The organism is Xanthomonas sp. MLO165 (assembly GCF_018831305.1).
GTDB classification, from domain to species: Bacteria; Pseudomonadota; Gammaproteobacteria; order Xanthomonadales; family Xanthomonadaceae; genus Xanthomonas; species Xanthomonas arboricola.
On the sequence record NZ_CP029263.1, the window covers coordinates 1,480,584 to 1,500,279 of the forward strand.

Genomic DNA, 19,696 nt, shown 5'->3' on the forward strand with positions numbered 1-19,696 from the left:
CGTCGACGGTTCACTCCACCGGTTCACGCAGCAACGGCGACTGCCAGCCCGGGCGCGGCGCGAAACGCTCGCCATAGCGCGCCTGCAGTGCCTGCAGACGTGCCAGCAAGGCGTCGGCGCCGACACTGCGGATGTGCTGGATCGGGCCACCGCGGAACGGCGCAAAGCCGGTGCCGAAGATCACGCCGGCGTCGAGCAGGTCCGCATCGGCCACCACGCCGTCGTGCAGGCAGGCGACCGCTTCGTTGAGCAGCGGCAGGATCAGGCGATCTTCCAGGTCTGCCGGCGCCTCGTAGCCGCTGGCGACCTCGGGCTTGACCGCGCGCCCGTTCTCCCACTTGTACAGGCCCTGGCCGTCCTTCTTGCCGCGCTTGCCCGGCTCTACAGTGGCCAGCGCCGCCGGAATCGGCAGGTGCAGGAACGGTGCGAGCTCTGCGCCCACGCCGGCGGCAACGTCCAGCCCCACCGTGTCGATCAGTTCGATCGGCCCCATCGGCATGCCGAACTTCACCGCGGTCTTGTCCAGCACCGGGCCCGGTACGCCTTCGGCATAGGCGGTGGCCGCTTCGAGCAGGTACGGGAACAGCACGCGATTGACCAGGAAGCCCGGCGTGCCGGCCACCGGTACCGGGAACTTGTCCAGCGCCTTGCAGAATGCCGCCAGGCGCGCGACGTTGGCCGGATCCAGCCCGTCGTGCTGCACGATTTCCACCAGCGGCATCATCGATACCGGATTGAAGTAGTGCAGGCCGGCAAACTGCGCCGGGCGCTGGATATGCCCGCGGAGCTCGGTCAACGGAATCGACGAGGTGTTGGTGGTCAGCAAGGCATCGGGCTTGAGCTGCGGCTCGATGGACTGATACAGCTCGCGCTTGGCCTGCGGGTTCTCGATGATCGCTTCGATCACCAGGTCCGCCTGCGCCACGCCCGCGCCGGCCAGGTCGCCACGCAGGCGCGCCGCCACCGCCGGCCGCTTGGCCTCGTCCTTGACGCGCTTGGCGAACAACTCGCCGCCGCGGCCCAGCGCCGTATCGATGAAGCGCTGCTCGCGATCCTGCAGCGTCACCTCGAAGCCCTTGTACGCCGCCCAGGCCGCGATATCGCCGCCCATCACGCCGGCGCCGACCACATGCACATGGCGGATCGGAGCCAGCGCCTCAGCGCCGGCATCCTTGCCGCCCAGCGCCTTCAGGCGCTCGGTGAGAAAGAAGATGCGGATCAGGTTGCGTGCGGTCGGCGTGCTGGCGAGCTTGACCACCGCCTTGCGCTCGGCCGCCAGGCGCGCCTGGATGCCGCTGCCGCCGGCCCGTTCCCACACGTTGATCAGGGCGTAGGGCGCCGGGTAATGCTCCTTGCGCGCCTTGCGTGCAACCTGCTTGCGCATCTGTGGCGCCAGCAGCTTGCGCGCGAGCAAGGTATTGGTGGCCCACGCGGTGGCGCGCTGCTTGAACGGGCGTTTGCTGCCGGTAAGCGCCAGCGCGGCGGCGACATCGACCAGCACCGCGGGCGCGGCGACCTTGTCGACCAGGCCCATCGCGCGTGCGGCCTTGGCCGCGACGGTGCGACCGGTCAGCATCAGGTCCATCGCCGCCGGCGCACCGATCAGGCGCGGCAAGCGGGCGCTGCCGCCCCAGCCGGGGAAGATGCCGAGCTTGGTTTCCGGCAGGCCGATGCGCGTGCCGGCATCGTCGGAGGCCACGCGATACCGGCACGCCAGCGCAATCTCGGTGCCGCCGCCCATGCAGAAGCCGTGGATCGCCGCCACCGTGGGGCAGGGCAGCTCGGCCAGCTTCTGAAAGACGCTCTGGCCGCGATGGATCGCATCGTTGACGGTGCCCTTGCGGTCGAACTCCTGGAATTCCTTCAGGTCGGCGCCGGCGATGAAGCCATTGGGCTTGCCCGAGCGCAGCACCACGCCCTTGGGCGGGTCCAGCGCCAGGCGCTCGACCAGCGCGCCCAGTTCGAGCAGCACCTCCTGCGAAAACGCGTTGACCGGTGCGCCCTGACGATCAAGGCTGAGCACGACCACGCCGTCCTCGCGCAGGTCGGCCTGCCAATGGCTGAATCGGAGCCCGTCGAAACCTGGAAGCATGCGTCTGGCCGTCCGGAGATATAAGGAAAGGTCGTTATCATCCAGAGGTTGTTTCCTTCACGTCAAATACCCATACCTGTCGGCAGGGCGGCGCGCGCCTCGTGCGAGGCGTCGCCAGTGGCGCATCGGTGCAGCTAGTCTGATGCGTGACGATCGTCCGGATCGGTATGAACTTTTCTTTTCAATGGTTGTCTCATTGCCCGACTTCGGTGGGCTGACAGGAGTGCGGCCCGACATGGCCGAAGTCGATACACCTCAGGAGCTGGACCTGGAACTGGTCCGGCGTGTGCAGCGCGGCGAGAGCGCAGCGTTCGATGTGCTGGTGCGCAAATACCAGCACCGCATCGTTGCGTTGATCGGGCGCTACATCGCCGACTGGAGCGAGTGCCAGGACGTGGCCCAGGATACGTTTGTGCGCGCCTACCGCGCGATCAACAGTTTCCGCGGCGACTCGCAGTTCTATACCTGGTTGCACCGCATTGCCGTCAACACTGCCAAGAACCATCTGGTTGCGCACAACCGCCGTCCGCCCACCGACGATATCGAGATCAGCGATGCCGAACAGTTCGATGGTGCCACCCGCCTGCGCGATACCGACACCCCGGAGCGCGAATTGATGCGACAGGAGCTGGAACAAACGGTGATGCGTGCGGTCCAAGCCCTGCCGGAAGAACTTCGGTCGGCCATCACCCTGCGCGAGGTGGAGGGGCTGAGCTACGACGAAATCGCGCGAAAGATGGATTGCCCGATCGGAACGGTGCGCTCGCGCATCTTCCGGGCGCGCGAGGCCATCGACATCGAGCTGCGGCCTCTGTTGGAGACCGAAAGCGCCACCCGTGAGCGACACCGTGTATGAGCCATAACCCTGCCATGTCCACCACCGACAAGTTCGAGCGTCACTACCGTCAGCAGCTGTCTGCGCTGGTGGATGGCGAATTGAGCGCCGACGAGTCGCGCTTCCTGCTACGCCGCCTGGCCCACGACGAGGAACTGGCCGGCTGCCACGAGCGTTGGCAGCTGTGCGGCGATGTGCTGCGCGGTGCGGCCAGCGCGCCGGCACCGCTGGATTTTGCCGCGCGCGTGCGCAGCGCCATTGCCGACGAGCCGGTGCCGCAGGCGCAGCCAGCCACGCGCGCGGCCACGCGCTGGCGCTGGGGTGGTGGCGCAGCGATTGCAGCATCGGTCGCGGCGATTGCCCTGTTCATGGCGCGCGAGCGCCTGCCCGAGACCGTACCGCCGGCCGAGCAGGTCCCGGTGTTCGCCACGACAGCGCAGCTGCCGGCGGCCACGCCGGCCCCCGCCACGCCCGCAGCACCAAAGGGTCCGGCCGAGCCCGGCCCGGCCGCCCCCGATGAGGTGGCCGCGCTGGCCGCAGCGGTGCCGGCCGCCGCGCTGGCATCCACGCGCCGTGGCGCGGCCACGCGCAACCAGCAGGTCGCCCGCAGCGTCGCTTCGCGTCAGCAGCAGGTGCCGACCCGCATGCTGGCGTCCGCTGCTCCTGCTGCGACGACGGCCACGGCCGGTGCGGTGTCGCCATCGAATCCGTTCACGCATCCGGATACCACCTTGCAGGCACGCCCATGGCCGCGCGCGGCGCTGTCCGGTGCCGGTGAAAGTCCGCTCAATGCCAGCTTCCGCCAAGGCGGACAGGGCACCGCGTTCTATCCGTTCGAGCCTGCGCCGCAGGGTGTTGCCAGCCCCGCGCCCAACCGGCCGCTGCCGGTGCAGCCGCAGGATTGATGTCGCCGCCGATCTTCATCCGTTCGGCGCCCTCCCTCCCGTTATCGTGCCGGACCCCTGCAGTGGCAGGGGCTTTGGCCCCTGTCGCCCTGCCATCGGAGGCAACCTGATGAACCATCGCATTCGCACCCAGATGTTCGGCCTGATCGCCATGACCCTGCCGCTGGCCGCCTGCGCGCAGCAGTCCGCGCCCACGGCCAAGGATGTTGCCCCGATTGCCGCCAACCGCAGCGCCGACCCGGCTCCGCAGCTGGTGGCCGGCTTGCCGGACTTCACCAATCTGGTCGAGCAGGTCGGCCCGGGTGTGGTCAATATCGAAACCACCATCACTCGCAAGGACGCCATGGCGCGCCAGCGGCGGGGTGGGCAGGACGGCGGCGCGATGCCCGGCGACGAGCAGATGCCGGAATTCTTCCGCCGCTTCTTCGGGCCGGATTTCCAGATGCCGGGCGGGCCGCGGCAGGGGCCGGGCCAGGGCGGCGATGACGATGGCGGCATCGCCGGCAAGTCGATGGGCTCGGGCTTCATCATTTCGGCCGACGGCTATGTGCTGACCAATCACCATGTGGTCGATGGCGCCAGCGAGGTCACCGTCAAGCTGACCGACCGCCGCGAGTTCAAGGCCAAGGTGGTCGGCAGCGACGAGCAGTTCGACGTGGCGCTGCTCAAGATCGAGGCCAAGGGCCTGCCGACGGTGCGCCTGGGCGACTCCAACACGCTCAAGCCGGGCCAGTGGGTGGTGGCGATCGGCTCGCCGTTCGGCCTGGATCACTCGGTCACCGCCGGCATCGTCAGTGCCACCGGGCGCAGCAATCCGTACGCGGACCAGCGCTACGTGCCCTTCATCCAGACCGACGTGGCGATCAACCAGGGCAACTCCGGCGGCCCCTTGCTCAACACGCGCGGCGAGGTGGTCGGCATCAATTCGCAGATCTTCTCCGCCTCGGGCGGCTATATGGGGATCAGTTTTGCGATCCCGATCGACCTGGCCTTCAGCGCTGCCGAGCAGATCAAGGCCACCGGCCATGTGAGCCGCGGCATGCTGGGCGTGGCGGTCGGCCCGATCGACTCGCTCAAGGCGCAGGGCCTGGGCCTGCCGGATACACGCGGCGCGCTGGTCAACGACATTCCGCCCGGCAGCCCCGCCGCCAAGGCCGGGATCGAGGTGGGCGATGTGATCCGCGCCGTCAACGGCAAGCCGATCGATGTCGCCAGCGATCTGCCGCCGATGATCGGCCTGATGGCGCCGGGCACCAAGGTCAACCTGGACGTGTTGCGTGATGGCAAGCCGCGCAAGGTGGCCGTCACCCTGACGACGCTGGACAACCCCGCCGGCAACGCCGCCCCGCGTACCGCGGCCGACGACGCCAAGCCCAGTGCTCCGGCCAGTGTGGAGCTGCTCGGCCTGCAGGTCGCCGATCTCACCGCTGCCGAGCGCAGCCGCCTGGGCCTGGAAGCCGGCGAGGGCGTGCGCATCGCCTCGGTGACCGGCGCGGCAGCACGCAGCACCCAACCGCCGCTGTCGCCGGGCCTGGTCATCGCCCGCGTCGGCCGCACCAAGGTCGGCAGCGTCGCCGAACTCAACCGCGCCCTGTCCAGCTACAAGAAGGGCGACGTGGTCATGCTGCTGGTCACCGACGGCAAGGCGACCAGCTATGTGGCCTTGAAGGCCGGCGGCTAACGGAAGCCGGGATTCGTCATTGGTGATTCGGGATTGGCAAAAGCAGGCTCCTGTTCGCGGGTGCCTGCTCTTGTTCTGCCTTTTCGAATCCCCAATCCCCACTCCCAAATCCCGGCTCCAAAGCGTGCGATAATGCTGCGTTACCCTGACGACGGCACCGCCGGCGCCCACCTCAATGTCCTCTGATTCAATGCGGAATATCCGCAACTTCTCCATCATCGCCCACGTCGACCACGGTAAATCCACCCTGGCCGACCGGATCATCCAGCTGTGCGGCGGCCTGCAGGCGCGCGAGATGGAGGCCCAGGTCCTGGACTCCAACCCGATCGAGCGCGAACGCGGCATCACCATCAAGGCGCAGTCGGTGTCCTTGCCGTATACGGCCAAGGACGGGCAGGTCTACCACCTGAACTTCATCGACACCCCCGGGCATGTGGACTTCTCCTATGAAGTCAGCCGCTCGCTGGCCGCGTGCGAAGGCGCGCTGCTGGTGGTGGATGCGGCCCAGGGCGTGGAAGCGCAGTCGGTCGCCAACTGCTACACCGCGGTGGAGCAGGGCCTGGAAGTGGTGCCGGTGCTCAACAAGATCGACCTGCCGACCGCCGACATCGAGCGGGCCAAGGCCGAGATCGAAGCGGTGATCGGCATCGACGCCGAAGACGCGGTGGCGGTCAGTGCCAAGACCGGTCTGAACATCGATCTGGTGCTGGAAGCGATCGTGCAGCGGATTCCGCCGCCCAAGCCCCGCGACACCGACAAGCTGCAGGCGCTGATCATCGACTCCTGGTTCGACAACTACCTGGGCGTGGTGTCGCTGGTGCGCGTGATGCAGGGCGAGATCAAGCCGGGCAGCAAGATCCTGGTGATGTCCACTGGCCGCACCCATCTGGTCGACAAGGTCGGCGTGTTCACGCCCAAGCGCAAGGAGCTTGCCGCGCTGGGCGCGGGCGAAGTGGGCTGGATCAACGCCTCGATCAAGGACGTGCACGGCGCACCGGTCGGCGACACGCTGACCCTGGCGGCCGACCCGGCGCCGCATGCGCTGCCCGGTTTCCAGGAAATGCAGCCGCGCGTGTTCGCCGGCCTGTTTCCGGTCGATGCCGAGGATTACCCGGATCTGCGCGAGGCGCTGGACAAGCTGCGCCTGAACGATGCGGCGCTGCGCTTCGAGCCGGAAAGCTCCGAAGCGATGGGCTTCGGCTTCCGCTGCGGCTTCCTGGGCATGCTGCACATGGAGATCGTGCAGGAGCGGCTGGAGCGCGAGTACAACCTCAACCTGATCTCGACCGCGCCGACCGTGGTCTACGAAGTGCTCAAGACCGACGGCAGCATCATCCCGATGGACAATCCATCCAAGTTGCCGCCGCTCAACAACGTGGAAGAGATCCGCGAGCCGATCATCCGCGCCAACATCCTCACCCCGCCCGATTACGTCGGCAACATCATCACCTTGTGCGAAGAAAAGCGCGGCACCCAGATCGGCATCAACTACCTGGGCAGCCAGGTGCAGATCAGCTACGAGTTGCCGATGGCCGAAGTGGTGCTGGATTTCTTCGACAAGCTCAAGTCGGTCTCGCGCGGTTACGCCTCGCTGGATTACCACTTCCTGCGTTTCGATGCCGGCCCGTTCGTGCGCGTGGATACGCTGATCAATGGCGACAAGGTCGATGCGCTGTCGATCATCGTGCACCGCAGCTACGCCGACCGGCGCGGCCGCGAACTGTGCGAAAAGATGAAGGATCTGATCCCGCGGCAGATGTTCGACGTGGCGATCCAGGCCGCCGTGGGCTCGCAAATCATCTCGCGCTCCACGGTCAAGGCGATGCGCAAGAACGTGTTGGCCAAGTGCTATGGTGGCGACGTTTCGCGCAAGAAGAAGCTGCTCGAAAAGCAGAAGGAAGGCAAGAAGCGCATGAAGCAGGTCGGCCGCGTGGAGATTCCGCAGGAAGCCTTCCTGGCTGTCTTGCAGATGGATAAGTAGCAGGGATTCGGGAGTCGTGATTGGGGATTGGCAACGACTTGCCAGCCCCGTGCTTTTGCGAATCCCCAATCTCCAATCCCAAATCCCGTTCCGAAGGAACATCAATGAAATGGTTTGAAATTGCCCTGGTTGTGTTGACGCTGGGCACCGGCTTCATCTGGCTGCTGGACAAGCTGTTCCTGGCCAAGCGCCGCGCGGCACGCGCCGGTCTGCTGGACAGCGAGCCGGCGATCATCGACTACTCGCGCGCTTTCTTTCCGGTGCTGGCGGTGGTGTTGATCCTGCGCAGCTTCGTGGCCGAGCCGTACAAGATTCCGTCCAGTTCGATGATGCCCAATCTGCTGATCGGCGATTTCATCCTGGTCAACAAGTTCGCTTACGGTTTCCGTCTGCCGATCACCAATACCAAGTTCATCCCGACCGGCGAGCCCAAGCGCGGCGACGTGGTGGTGTTCAAGCCGCCGCATGCGCCGGACCAGAACTGGATCAAGCGCGTGGTGGGTCTGCCGGGCGACAAGATCGGCTTCCACGGCGATACGCTGTACATCAACGACAAGCCGATGCGCTACACGGTCAAGGGCGAATACATCGGCAAGGGCAAGGGCGCCGAGATGACCGGCACCACCTTGCTGGTCGAGGATTTGCCGGGCCGCACCCACACGGTGCTGGAGTGGGTCGATCGCAACATGCCGGCCGGGCAGGGTGACTGGACCGTGCCGGCGGACAGCTATTTCGTGATGGGGGATAATCGCGACAACAGTGAAGACAGCCGGTTCTGGACCCAGACGCACTTCCTGCCGGAAGCCAACCTGCGCGGCAAGGCGTTCCTGATCTGGCTCAATTGCGAAGGGTGGTTCTGCAAGGGGAGTTTCGATCCGTCGCGGATCGGGACCGGAATCCAGTAATGCACGCACGGCGTGCCGGGGGAAGCACAATGAAGCGCAAGCAGAGCGGTATGACGTTGACGTCGTTCGTGGTGGTGCTGGCGGTGGTGGGGTTCGCGCTGTACATCGGAATGAAACTGTTTCCGATGTACCAGGAATACTATTCGGTGCGCACGGCCATGAAAGGCCTGGCCAAGGAACCCGACAGCGCCAACATGGATCCGTCCAAGTTGCAGGATCTGTTCTTTCGTCGGCTGTACATCAACTACTCGGAAAACGTCAAGAAAGAGGACGTCAAGTTCGAGCGCGTCGATGGTGGCTGGCGCATGAAGGTCAACTACGAAGTTCGCCGCGAATTGATCGGCAATCTGGATGTCGTCGGTAAATTCGAGACGTCCCAGGACATGACGGGACGTGGTGGCGAATAGGACTTTCCAGCGCGGCGATCCGATCGGGCATGCGTTTGCCGATCCGGGATTGCTCGCCCAGGCGCTGCGACACCGCAGCGCCGGGACACCGCATAACGAACGACTGGAATTTCTCGGCGACGGCATCGTCAACCTGCTGGTCGCCGAAGCGCTCTACCAGCGCTGGCCCAAGGCCGACGAAGGTGCATTGACCCGCGCGCGTGCCGAACTCGTACGCGAAGGGGCGCTGGCGGTGATCGGCCGCACCCTCAATCTGGGCGAGCGGCTGACGCTGGGGCCGGGCGAGCTGAAGTCCGGCGGCCATCGACGTGATTCGATCCTGGCCGACGCGGTTGAGGCGATCGTCGCGGCGATCTATCTGGACTGCGGCTTCGAACGCTGCCGCGCGGTGGTGCTGCCGTGGTTCGAGCCTTCGCTGGCGGCGCTGCCGGTGGGCAAGGCAGAAAAAGACCCCAAGACCCGGCTGCAGGAATGGCTGCAGGCGCGGCAGCTGCCGTTGCCCACCTACGCGCTGATCAGCGAAAGCGGCGACGAACATGCCAAGCAGTTCCACGTCGCCTGCATCCTGGAACAGCCCGTCGCCCGCGCCGAAGGCCAGGGCAGCTCGCGTCGCCTCGCCGAGCAACAGGCGGCCACCCTTGTCATCGCACAACTGGATTCCAACACGTGAGCGAAACCTCTTCCCCCCACCGTAGCGGCAGCGTTGCGGTGATCGGCCGGCCCAATGTCGGCAAGTCCACCCTGACCAATGCCCTGGTCGGCGCCAAGGTCAGCATCGTGTCCAACCGGCCGCAGACCACGCGCCATCGGTTGCTGGGCATTGCCACCTTCCCCGAAGGGCAGCTGGTGCTGGTCGACACGCCCGGACTGCATCGCGAGCAGAAGCGCGCCATGAACCGGGTGATGAACCGCGCCGCGCGCGGCTCGCTGGAAGGCGTGGACGCGGCAGTGCTGGTGATCGAAGCCGGCCGCTGGGACGACGAAGACACCCTGGCCTTCAAGGTCCTGAGCGACGCCGGAGTGCCGGTGGTGCTGGTGGTCAACAAGGTCGACCGGCTCAAGGACAAGACCGCGCTGTTTCCGTTCCTGGCCCAGGTCAGCGAGGGGCGGACGTTCGCTGCGGTACATCCGGTGTCCGCGCTCAAGCGCAAGGGCCTGGAGGCGCTGGTCGGCGACCTGCTCAAGCTGGTGCCGGAGGCCGAAGCGATGTTCGGCGAGGACGAAATCACCGACCGCAGCCAGCGTTTTCTGGCCGGGGAACTGGTGCGTGAGCAGTTGATGCGTCAGCTCGGCGAAGAACTGCCGTATGCCACCACGGTGGAGATCGAACGCTTTGCCGAAGATGGCGCGCTGCTGCGCATCGGCGCGGTGATCTGGGTCGAGCGCGAAGGCCAGAAGGCGATCGTGATCGGCAAGGGCGGTACCCGCCTGAAGGACATCGGCGGCAAGGCGCGCCTGCAGATGGAGCGCCTGTTCGGGGCCAAGGTATTCCTGGAGACCTGGGTGCGCGTGCGCGAAGGCTGGTCGGACGACGAAGCGGCATTGAAGGCGTTCGGATACGAGTGAGGCCCTGGCTGGCGCCAGTGCCAGTGCCGTGCTGACAGCCTGTCGATGCGGTCGCCGGCACCGGCACGGACATGGGGCTGCGATGCAAGCGATGTCCCGATGCACCGGATCGCGCCTGGCCATTGCGGCGGCTGCCGTCGACGGCTGCGACCAGCTGCGCTGCCGGCAGCGGCTCACGGCGGTCATCGCTGCTGGCCGCTCTTGTGTCCTGCAATCGCGCCCCCTGCCGCATAACAGACCATGCTGATCGAACACGAACGCGGTTTCATCCTGCATGTGCGGGCCTGGCGCGAGACCAGCCTGCTGGTGGAAGTGCTGACCGAGCAGCATGGCCGGGTCGGGCTGTTGGCGCGTGGGGTGCACGGGCCTCGCAAGCAGGCCTTGCGGGCCGCGCTGCAGCCACTGCAGTTGATCCAGTTCACTGCGGTGCAACGCGGCGAACTGGCCCAGCTGCGTCAGGCCGAAGCGTTGGATACCGCCCCCCGCCTGGCGGGCGAATCCATGCTGGCCGGCTTCTACATCAGTGAACTGCTGCTGCGCCTGGCGCCGCGCAACGACCCGGTGCCAGAGTTGTTCGATTGCTATGCGCAGGCGCGTGCGCATCTGGCATCCGGCCTGCCGCTGGCCTGGGGGCTGCGCCAGTTCGAGCGCGATGTGCTCGATGGCCTGGGCTTTGCGTTCGATCTGCAGCACGACCGCGACGGCCAGCCGATCGACCCGGCGGCGCGTTACCGGCTCGATCCGCAGGAGGGCGCGCTGCGCGTACTGAGCGAGGCGATGGCGCAGGACCGGCGCGACACCGTCACCGGTGCGGCGCTGCTGGCGTTGGGCCAGGACGTCATGCCGGCGGCCGACGACATGCCGGGCCTGCGTCGCAGCATGCGGGGCGTGCTGCTGCATCACCTGAGTGGACGCGGGCTCAAATCTTGGGAGATGCTCGAGGATCTGGCGCGGCGGCGTTGAGGGTCGCAAGGCAGGTCTACCAGTCTTGCGAGCAGTCGCCGGATGCGCGTTGAACTCCATGCGGAACCATCGTCATGCATGGTGCTCAATGTCACCAGTTCCGATCGCCGACGCTGCGCCGGGCCCAGGGACACCGCTGCAGTCCTCCTTCAGTGCAGCAGTGCAGCCACCGCCGCATGGAACTGGGTCTGCGCCGTGCTGGAGTGCGGGTCGCCGCGCAGCAGGCGCACTGCGCCGGCAAGCCGTGCTGCGCCGACAAAACCGCAGCTGGCCTGCAGCCGATGCAGATGGCTGCGCAGTGCCTGATCGTCGCTGACCTGCAAGGCCGAATCCACCGCGTCGCGGGTGCCCGGCAACTCGGCCAGGAACAATTCGCGCAGCGCGTTGAGATGGTGTTGCTGGCCGTTGAGCGCGCTGAGCGCGGCCGCTTCGTCCCAATCGCTGGCGGCAATGTCGACCACGCCCACCGGCGCCACGCTGTAGCGGCCGCGCGCCAGCCCACGACGCACCGCCTGCAGCAAGCGCTCGGAGGTCAGCGGCTTCACCAGTAGCTCCAGAAAACCATCGGACTGCAGGCTGCGTTGCATGGCCGTGGTGGTGTCTGCGGTATGGGCCAGTGCAGGCACGTCCGGGTGCAGCAGGCGCAGTGCGCGCAGCAGGCCGCTGCCGGTGCCATCGGGAAGATTGACGTCGATCAGCCACAGGTCGTGGCGACGCGCGCGCGCACGGTCCAGTGCCGACGACAGCGAGTCTGCACAATCCACATGGGCGGGAAGACCTTCCAGCACCGCCTGCAGAAAGCCACGGCTGATCGGGTCGTCCTCTACCAGCAAGAGGCGTGGTTGGGGTTCCTGGCGTGTCGCCATGTTCATGCTGCCTCCTTGTCAGCGATGCCGCGTCCTAGCAGCCGCGTGCAGCGGAAGTGTGCCTGTGTTTGCGGGGCGCGACAATTGTTCCACTGCGCGAAGCGGCCGGGATCGGTCGCATCTGCGACAATACGCACCCTTTTTGCCCGCAGCTCGTCGCCACGTGGCCAGAACCCGAAACCGCTTCGACCGTACTCCGTTCCAGACCGCGATCACCGACCTCAGCCACGACGGACGCGGCGTGGCCCGCCGCGACGGCGAGGGCGGCAAGGTCACCTTCATCAGTGGCGCCTTGCCCGGTGAGCTGGTGCGGGCCGAACCCACCGCGCGCAGCCGGCATTTCGACGAGGCCAGGACGGTGGAGGTGCTGGAGGCATCGCCGCAGCGGGTGACCCCGCGCTGCCCGCATTTCGGCGTCTGCGCCGGCTGCGTGCTGCAGCATCTGGACGAGTCGCAGCAGATCGTGGCCAAGCAGCGCGTGCTGATGGACAACCTGGAACGCATCGGCCACGTCACACCGCAGGCGGTGCTGCCGGCCCTGGTCGGCGATACCTGGGGCTATCGGCGCAAGGGCCGCTTTTCGGTCCGTCGCGTCGAAAAGAAGGACAAGACCCTGGTCGGCTTTCGCGAGCTGGATCCGCGCTTCGTGGCCGATCTGTCGGTCTGCTACACGGTGATCCCGCAGATCGGCGAGAAGATTCCGCAGCTGGCGGCGTTGGTCGAAGGCCTGGACGGCAAGCGCGATATCCCGCAGATCGAATTCATTGCCGGCGACGATGCGGTGGTGTTGACCATCCGCCATCTGCAGCCGCTCAGCGAGCGCGACCTGCAGGCGCTGACCGCGTTCGCCCAGGCGCACGGCTTTGCGATCTTCCTGCAGCCCGGTGGCGTGGAGAGCGTGCATCCGCTATGGCCGCAGGAGGTGCCGCTGTCGTTCCGCCTGCCGCAGTGGGATGTGGAGCTGGCGTTCCGGCCGCTGGATTTCATCCAGGTCAATGCCTCGCTCAACCAGAAGATGATCGCGCATGCGCTGGCGCTGCTCGACGCCGGGCCGGACGACCGCGTGCTGGATCTGTTCTGCGGGCTGGGCAATTTCACCCTGCCGCTGGCGCGCGGTGTGCGCGAAGTGGTCGGCGTGGAGGGCGATGCTGGGCTGGTGGCACGCGCCCGGGACAACGCGCAGCGCAACGGTCTGGCCAATGCGCAGTTCCATGCGGCCGACCTGACCCAGGACCAGCGCAACGCGGCGTGGATGCGGCAGGGCTTCGACAAGCTGCTGCTGGACCCACCGCGCTCGGGCGCGCTGGAAGTGCTGCAGCAGTTGCCGCTGAAAAAGTTCGAGCGCATCGTCTATGTGAGCTGCCACCCAGGCTCGCTGGCACGCGACGCCGGTTACCTGGTCAACGAGCAGGGCTTCACGCTCAAGGCCGCCGGCGCGATGGACATGTTTCCGCATACCGCGCATGTGGAGAGCATCGCGGTGTTCGAGAGGCGGTGATTGGGGATTGGGCATTGGGGATTCGCAGGAGCGCATTTCCTAAGCCCGCCAGTTAGCCGCTGTGACCAATCCCCAATCCCGAATCTCTAATCCCCAAAATCCCATGCCCATCGAAATCGAACGCAAATTCCTGGTCACCGGCGAGGGCTGGCGTAGCGCCGCGCATGCGGTGATCCCGATGGCACAGGGCTATATCAACGATCAGGCGGCATTGCGCAGCGGTGCGCAGAACGCATCGGTGCGGGTGCGCATCCAGGGCGAGAGCGCGTTTCTCAATCTGAAATCGCGTGAGGTGGGGCATACCCGGCAGGAGTTCGAATATCCGATTCCGGTGGTCGAGGCGCGTGCGCTGCTGGCGCTGTGTGTCGGCGGTCTGATCGACAAGCGCCGGCACCTGGTCCAGTACCAGGGGCATGTGTGGGAAGTGGACGAATTCCTCGGCGACAACGCCGGGCTGGTGGTGGCCGAGATCGAACTCGGCGATGCCGACGAGGCCTTCGCCAAACCCGACTGGATCGGCGCCGAAGTCACCGACGATGTGCGCTATTACAACCTGGCCCTGGCCTCGCACCCGTTCAAGCACTGGAGCGGGGATTTGTAGGGCGGGATTCGGGATTGGGCATTCGGGATTCGTAAAAGCTAACGCGATGCGTCGGACTTGGGCTGATTGCGTTGCGCCCCCCATCCCTGCCTTGGTATTGGGTTTATGCTCTGCGAGTCCCCAATGATGAATTTCCACTCCCCGCCCATGCGCATCGATATCTGGTCTGACGTGGTCTTCCCCTGGTGCTGGATCGGCAAGCGCCGTTTCGAGCAGGCGGTGGCCGCACTCGGTGCGCAGGCACCGGCGCTGGACATCCATTACCACGCGTTTCAGCTGGACCCAGATGCTGGCCTGGAGCCGACCCCGCTGCGTGATGCGCTGGCGCAAAAGTTCGGCGGTGCTGCGCGCGTGGAGCAGATGCTGGCGCAGACCCAGGCCACTGCGCGCGCCGAAGGCCTGCCGTTCGATTTCGGGCGTGGGCAGGTGCAGGTCAGCACGTTGCGCGCGCATCGGCTGATCTGGCTGGCCAGCCGCGAGGGCGATGTCCAGGCTGTGATCGAAGCCTTGTTCCATGCGCATTTTGCCGAAGGCCAAGACGTCGGCGCGACCGCAACACTGGTGACTGCCGGGGCCGCCGGCGGTCTGGACGAGGCCCGCGTGCGCGCGCTGCTGGACTCCGACGAAGGCGTCGTTGCCGTGCAAGCGCAACTGGCGCAGGCCGCTGCGCTGGGAATCCGTGCGGTGCCCAGTTTCGTCATCGATGGACGCAGCCTGATCCAGGGCGCGCAGCCGCCGGAGAGCTTTGCGCAGGCACTGCTGCAGCTGGCGGCCGAATCGGCGCCAATCGGTGGTCCCGATGCCTGCGGGCCGGATGGCTGCGCGGTGTGATCGGCCGGCGGCGTGTGGCAACGGCCTGCCGCTGACGAGATGACGCGGCCCATCCCATCGAGGACGGTTGCGGTGATCGGCGCCGGGCTGGCCGGGCTTGCCTGCGCGCAACGGCTGCAGGCTTCGGGACTGGCTGTGACGTTGTTCGAGCAGGGCGACCTGCCCGGCGGACGCATGCGCAGCTGTGGCGGCGCTGGCTGGCAGTGCGATCACGGCGCGCAGTATTTCACCGCCCGCGACCCGGCGTTTGCCGCAGTGGTGGATGCATGGATTGCGCGCGGTGACGCGGCGATCTGGCCTGCGCGCGTCGCCAGTTGGGATGGCGCCCACCTGCGTGCGTCGCAGGGCGGGTTGACGCGCTTTGTCGGGGTGCCGGACATGGGCGCACCGGCGCGTGCGCTGGCGGCGTCCCTGAATGTTCGGTTGGGCGCCTCTGTGCGATCGCTGCAGCGTGATGGCGAGAGCTGGCAGCTGGAGGTGACAGAAGACGGAACGACACGTAACTGCCGCTTCGACACCGTATTGCTGGCGGTACCGGCACCGCTTGCAGCTGCATTGCTGGCGGACAGCGCGCCCACGCTGGCGACGACGGCCGCCAACGCACGGATGCAGCCGGCCTGGGCGGTGGTGCTGCGTTTCGACATGCCGGTCGACCCCGGGTACGACGCATTGTTCGTCAACGCCGGCCCGTTGCGCTGGGTGGCACGCAACGCCAGCAAGCCGGGCAGGGATGGCATGGAAACCTGGCTGCTGCATGCCACTGCCGACTGGAGTCGGGCGCATCTGTACGCAACGCCTGAAACGGTGATTGCCAGCGTGTTGCCCGCGTTGGCCGCGCTTGGCCTGCCCCTGCCGCAGTCCTGCGATGCGTATCGCTGGACGGTGGCCAGCACTGAGCCTGCCTTGCAGATCGGCTGTGCCTGGGATGCGCCGCTGAGCATCGGCATCTGCGGTGACTGGTTGGCCGGTGGCAAGGTCGAAGGGGCCTGGCAAAGCGGTGTGGCCTTGGCTGCGCGTGTGTGTGCCGGCGATGCCGCCTGCAGTGGGCAGGAGTGATGCGGTGGCATGCGCGGCGGAGATATGCGCTGGCGTGTCGATGCAGAGCGCGTCTGCACGCCAGGCCGTTCGCCAACGCAAACGGGCCGCGCAGGCATGACAGACCATGTGCCGCTATGCAGTGCGCGCGCGCGTGCGACCTCGATTGTTGCGACGCTTTGTGCGCGTGCACGCGCCCGGCATAGATGAGCAATTCTGACGCGACCGCAGGCGAGCGTCATCCGCAGCCAGCTGCACACACGCTGCGCCTGGTCCTGGGCGATCAGCTCAACCCGCAACACAGCTGGTTCGATGTCACCGATGCGGGCGTGGTCTACGTGCTGATGGAAGTGCGCGAGGAAACCGACTACGTGCTGCACCACGCGCAGAAGATCCTGGCGATCTTCGCGGCGATGCGCGCGTTTGCCGCGCGTCTGCGGCAGGCCGGTCATCGGGTGCGTTACGTGGCCATCGACAATCCCAGCAATCGGCAATCGATTCCCGCCAATCTGGACGCGTTGATGGCGCATTACCGCGCCAGCCAGCTGGAGTATCAGGCGCCGGACGAATGGCGGCTGGACAAAGCATTGCAGCACTGGTGCGCGCGGCAGCCGTTCGCCACGCGCATGGTCGACAGCGAACATTTCCTGACCGAGCGCGATGAGGTAGCCGGGTGTTTTCGTGCTGGCGGCCAATGGCGCATGGAAGTGTTCTATCGAAAGATGCGCCGCCGGCACCGGATCCTGCTCGATGCCGCAGGCGAGCCGGAAGGCGGGCGCTGGAATTTCGATCACGACAACCGTGCGCCATGGCCAGGCGATCCGCCCGCGCCGCAGGAGTGGCGCGCCGCGCACGATCACCGCGCGCTGTGGAGTGTCATCGAGGCAGCCGGCGTGCACAGCTTCGGTGCGCCGAATGCCGATGCGCTACCGTGGCCGCTGGATCGCGACGAAGCCTTGCAGCACCTGGATGCCTTCGTTACGCATGCGTTGCCGCACTTCGGTCGCTACGAGGATGCGATGAACACGCGCAGCCCGCGGCTGTTCCATTCGCTGCTGTCGTTCGCGCTCAACGTCAAGCTGCTGCATCCGCGCGAGGTGATCGCGCGCGCGGAGGCGGCCCTGCATGACGGGCATGCGCCGCTGGCATCGGTGGAAGGCTTCATCCGCCAGATCCTGGGCTGGCGCGAGTACGTGCGCGGCGTGTATTGGTCGCAGATGCCCGGTTACGCGCTGTCCAATCGGCTCGACCAGCATGCGCCGCTGCCGCACTGGTTCTGGGATGGGCAGATCGGCATGCGCTGCCTGGCCGATGCGATCGGCAATTCGCTGACCAACGCGCATGCGCACCACATCCAGCGGCTGATGGTGATCGGCAATTTCGCGCTGCTGGCGGGGCTGGACCCGCAGGCCCTGCATCGCTGGTACCTGGGCATCTACATCGATGCGTTCGAGTGGGTGGAGCTGCCCAATACGGTCGGCATGAGCCAGTTCGCCGACGGCGGCCTGCTCGGCAGCAAGCCGTACATCAGCGGCGCGGCCTACATCGACCGCATGAGCGATTACTGTGGTGGCTGCCGCTATCAGCGCAAGGTGCGGGTGGGCCCGCAGGCCTGTCCGTACAACTCGCTGTACTGGGATTTCCTGGCGCGGCAGCGCACGCTGCTGGGCGCCAACGAGCGCCTGGCGCTGCCCTACCGGCAGCTCGACGCCATGGCACCGGAGGTACTGGAGCAGGTGCAGGCGCAGGCCGCGCACTGGCGGGCGAATCTGGAGGTGCTCTGAGCTGCAATCGAAGGGCAGTGGCGGGGCCGAGACGGCCGGAAGCACGGGCCTGCCTGAATGCGCGATCTGACGCTGCAACGCGCATCTGCGACAATGCCGCGCTGCGCCAACGTGGCGCCTGGCCCGGGAGTCCCCCCAACATGCTTCTGATCGGCGTTGCCGGTACCGAACTCAGCGCACAGGAACGCGACTGGCTGCAGCACGACGCGGTCGCCGGCGTGGTGCTGTTCAAGCGCAACTTCGCCTCGCGCACGCAGGTGGCCGAGCTGTCTGCGTCCATCCGCGCGGCCGCACCGCGCCCGGTGCTGATCTGCGTGGACCAGGAAGGCGGGCGCGTACAGCGCTTTCGCGACGGCTACAGCGCCCTGGCGCCGCTGCAGAGCTTCGGCGCGCACTACGCGCAGGACCCCGAGGCCGCGCTCGCCGCCGCGCGCGCACATGCGCAGCTGATGGCCAGCGAAGTGCGTGCCAGCGGCGTGGACCTGAGCTTCGCACCGGTGGTGGATCTGGGCCGCGGCAACCGCGCCATCGGCGATCGTGCCTTCAGCGACGATCCGCAGATCGTGGCCAGCTTCACCCGCGCCTATGTGCAGGCGCTGCACGGCGCCGGCATGGCCGCCACGCTCAAGCATTTCCCCGGCCACGGCACCGTGCTGGAAGACACCCACGTCGACCATGCCAGCGACCCGCGCCCGCTGCAGGTCCTGCTGGCCGAAGATCTGCTGCCGTTTATGGCCGGCATCGAGGCCGGTGCCGACGCGGTGATGATGGCGCACGTGGTCTACCCGCAGGTCGCCCCGGAACCGGCCGGCTATTCGCCGCGCTGGATCGAGCAGATCCTGCGCGGGCAACTGGGCTTTCGCGGCGTGGTGTTCTCCGACGACATCGGCATGGCCGCCTCGTTCAGCGCCGGCGGGGTGGCCGGCCGGGTGCATGCGCACCTGGATGCCGGCTGTGACGTGGTGCTGGTTTGCCACCCGGAACTGGTCGACGAATCGCTGCAGGCCGTGCAGGGCCGCAGCCTCAATACCGCAGCATTGATCGGCCTGATCGGCCGCGGCGCGCTGGGCTGGGATGGCCTGCTCGCCGGCTCCGACGCCTCATTCACCACCCCCCTTTCCGCCTCTTTCGGAACAACTGCCTGATGTCCACGCTCACCATTTCCCAGGCCCTGGCCCAAGCCGATCTGCTGGTCGATCGCCCTGCCATCGATGCGGCGGTCGCCAGCATTGCCGACGCGATCGCGCGCGACTATGCCGGCGAAGTGCCGGTGTATCTCACCATCATGCATGGCGCGTTGCCGTTCTCCGGGCAGCTGGCGCTGGAGCTGGGCGCACGCGGCCAGGACCTGCAGTTCGATTACCTGCATGCCACCCGTTACCGCGGCGAAACCACCGGCGGCGAGCTGGTGTGGAAGCACCGTCCGGCCACTGCGTTGTTCGGTCGCCGGGTGATCCTGGTCGACGACATCCTCGACGAGGGCTACACGCTGCAGGGCGTGCGCCAGTGGTGCCTGGAGCAGGGCGCCACCGACGTGCGCGTGGCGGTGTTGACCGTCAAGCGTCACGACCGTTGCGTGCCTGGTGTGGCCGCCGACTACGTCGGCGTGGAAGTGGCCGACCGCTACGTGTTCGGCTTCGGCATGGACGTCAACGAGCAGCTGCGCGGCATTCCCGCCATCTACGCGATGAAGCAGTAACTGCCGCAGTTTGCCCGCGTCGCTGCGGGCAGCCCGGCGCGCAGGGC

General features: G+C 66.9%; 18 protein-coding genes. 16 read left to right on the top strand and 2 right to left on the bottom strand.

Annotated features, from left to right (window positions below):
• Positions 1 to 10 precede the first annotated feature (10 nt).
• Positions 11 to 2,092, bottom strand: a complete 2,082-nt coding sequence (locus DGN21_RS06365) for a 3-hydroxyacyl-CoA dehydrogenase NAD-binding domain-containing protein (RefSeq protein ID WP_126965709.1) — start codon at positions 2,090 to 2,092, stop codon at positions 11 to 13.
• Between the two features lie 235 nt (positions 2,093 to 2,327).
• Here DGN21_RS06365 and rpoE point away from each other — a divergent pair, with 235 nt between their 5' ends.
• The 9 genes from rpoE (at position 2,328) to recO (ending at position 11,335) form a co-directional block, all read left to right on the top strand.
• On the top strand, positions 2,328 to 2,948 hold the full coding sequence (gene rpoE / locus DGN21_RS06370) for an RNA polymerase sigma factor RpoE (RefSeq protein WP_016903799.1): 621 nt from the start codon (positions 2,328 to 2,330) through the stop codon (positions 2,946 to 2,948).
• Positions 2,945 to 3,832 (top strand): sigma-E factor negative regulatory protein, encoded by an 888-nt coding sequence (locus DGN21_RS06375; RefSeq protein ID WP_184576847.1) that lies wholly within the window; start codon positions 2,945 to 2,947, stop codon positions 3,830 to 3,832. The genes rpoE and DGN21_RS06375 overlap by 4 nt, the downstream gene beginning before the upstream one ends.
• Positions 3,833 to 3,941: 109 nt before the next feature.
• The gene (locus DGN21_RS06380; protein WP_126965710.1) at positions 3,942 to 5,513 is read left to right on the top strand and encodes a DegQ family serine endoprotease; all 1,572 of its coding nucleotides are present in this window, start codon (positions 3,942 to 3,944) and stop codon (positions 5,511 to 5,513) included.
• 190 nt (positions 5,514 to 5,703) lie between these two features.
• The gene (gene lepA / locus DGN21_RS06385) at positions 5,704 to 7,494 is read left to right on the top strand and encodes a translation elongation factor 4 (protein ID WP_024938035.1); all 1,791 of its coding nucleotides are present in this window, start codon (positions 5,704 to 5,706) and stop codon (positions 7,492 to 7,494) included.
• 104 nt (positions 7,495 to 7,598) lie between these two features.
• Positions 7,599 to 8,399: a signal peptidase I gene (gene lepB, locus DGN21_RS06390; RefSeq protein WP_011036465.1), complete on the top strand. Its 801-nt coding sequence runs from the start codon at positions 7,599 to 7,601 to the stop codon at positions 8,397 to 8,399.
• Entirely contained in the window at positions 8,399 to 8,806 is a 408-nt protein-coding gene (locus tag DGN21_RS06395) for a DUF4845 domain-containing protein (RefSeq protein ID WP_024938034.1), read from the top strand. Before lepB ends, DGN21_RS06395 begins: the two co-directional genes overlap by 1 nt.
• A complete protein-coding gene (rnc, locus tag DGN21_RS06400; RefSeq protein WP_039511552.1) occupies positions 8,796 to 9,476 on the top strand; it encodes a ribonuclease III in 681 nt (226 codons plus the stop codon). The genes DGN21_RS06395 and rnc overlap by 11 nt, the downstream gene beginning before the upstream one ends.
• Entirely contained in the window at positions 9,473 to 10,372 is a 900-nt protein-coding gene (gene era / locus DGN21_RS06405; RefSeq protein WP_024938032.1) for a GTPase Era, read from the top strand. Before rnc ends, era begins: the two co-directional genes overlap by 4 nt.
• A gap of 240 nt (positions 10,373 to 10,612) precedes the next feature.
• Entirely contained in the window at positions 10,613 to 11,335 is a 723-nt protein-coding gene (recO, locus tag DGN21_RS06410) for a DNA repair protein RecO (protein WP_024938031.1), read from the top strand.
• Between the two features lie 149 nt (positions 11,336 to 11,484).
• Here recO and DGN21_RS06415 read toward each other — a convergent pair whose 3' ends face one another.
• Positions 11,485 to 12,207: a response regulator gene (locus DGN21_RS06415; RefSeq protein WP_046342105.1), complete on the bottom strand. Its 723-nt coding sequence runs from the start codon at positions 12,205 to 12,207 to the stop codon at positions 11,485 to 11,487.
• A gap of 157 nt (positions 12,208 to 12,364) precedes the next feature.
• On the opposite strand from DGN21_RS06415, the gene rlmD reads away from it, so the two are divergent.
• The 7 genes from rlmD (at position 12,365) to DGN21_RS06450 (ending at position 19,649) form a co-directional block, all read left to right on the top strand.
• A complete protein-coding gene (rlmD, locus tag DGN21_RS06420) occupies positions 12,365 to 13,699 on the top strand; it encodes a 23S rRNA (uracil(1939)-C(5))-methyltransferase RlmD (protein WP_126965711.1) in 1,335 nt (444 codons plus the stop codon).
• A 103-nt stretch (positions 13,700 to 13,802) separates the two neighbouring features.
• Positions 13,803 to 14,300 (top strand): CYTH domain-containing protein, encoded by a 498-nt coding sequence (locus DGN21_RS06425; RefSeq protein ID WP_126965712.1) that lies wholly within the window; start codon positions 13,803 to 13,805, stop codon positions 14,298 to 14,300.
• A 147-nt stretch (positions 14,301 to 14,447) separates the two neighbouring features.
• A complete protein-coding gene (locus DGN21_RS06430) occupies positions 14,448 to 15,131 on the top strand; it encodes a DsbA family oxidoreductase (protein WP_215825158.1) in 684 nt (227 codons plus the stop codon).
• A 39-nt stretch (positions 15,132 to 15,170) separates the two neighbouring features.
• Positions 15,171 to 16,187, top strand: coding sequence for an FAD-dependent oxidoreductase (locus tag DGN21_RS06435; RefSeq protein WP_126965713.1), 1,017 nt, complete (start codon positions 15,171 to 15,173; stop codon positions 16,185 to 16,187).
• A gap of 185 nt (positions 16,188 to 16,372) precedes the next feature.
• Entirely contained in the window at positions 16,373 to 17,950 is a 1,578-nt protein-coding gene (locus DGN21_RS06440) for a cryptochrome/photolyase family protein (RefSeq protein WP_126965714.1), read from the top strand.
• Between the two features lie 140 nt (positions 17,951 to 18,090).
• Positions 18,091 to 19,095 carry a beta-N-acetylhexosaminidase gene (gene nagZ / locus DGN21_RS06445; RefSeq protein ID WP_126965715.1) on the top strand — a complete coding sequence of 335 codons (1,005 nt, stop codon included), beginning with the start codon at positions 18,091 to 18,093 and terminating at the stop codon, positions 19,093 to 19,095.
• Positions 19,095 to 19,649, top strand: a complete 555-nt coding sequence (locus DGN21_RS06450; protein ID WP_016903731.1) for a hypoxanthine-guanine phosphoribosyltransferase — start codon at positions 19,095 to 19,097, stop codon at positions 19,647 to 19,649. The genes nagZ and DGN21_RS06450 overlap by 1 nt, the downstream gene beginning before the upstream one ends.
• The last annotated feature ends 47 nt before the right edge of the window (positions 19,650 to 19,696 follow it).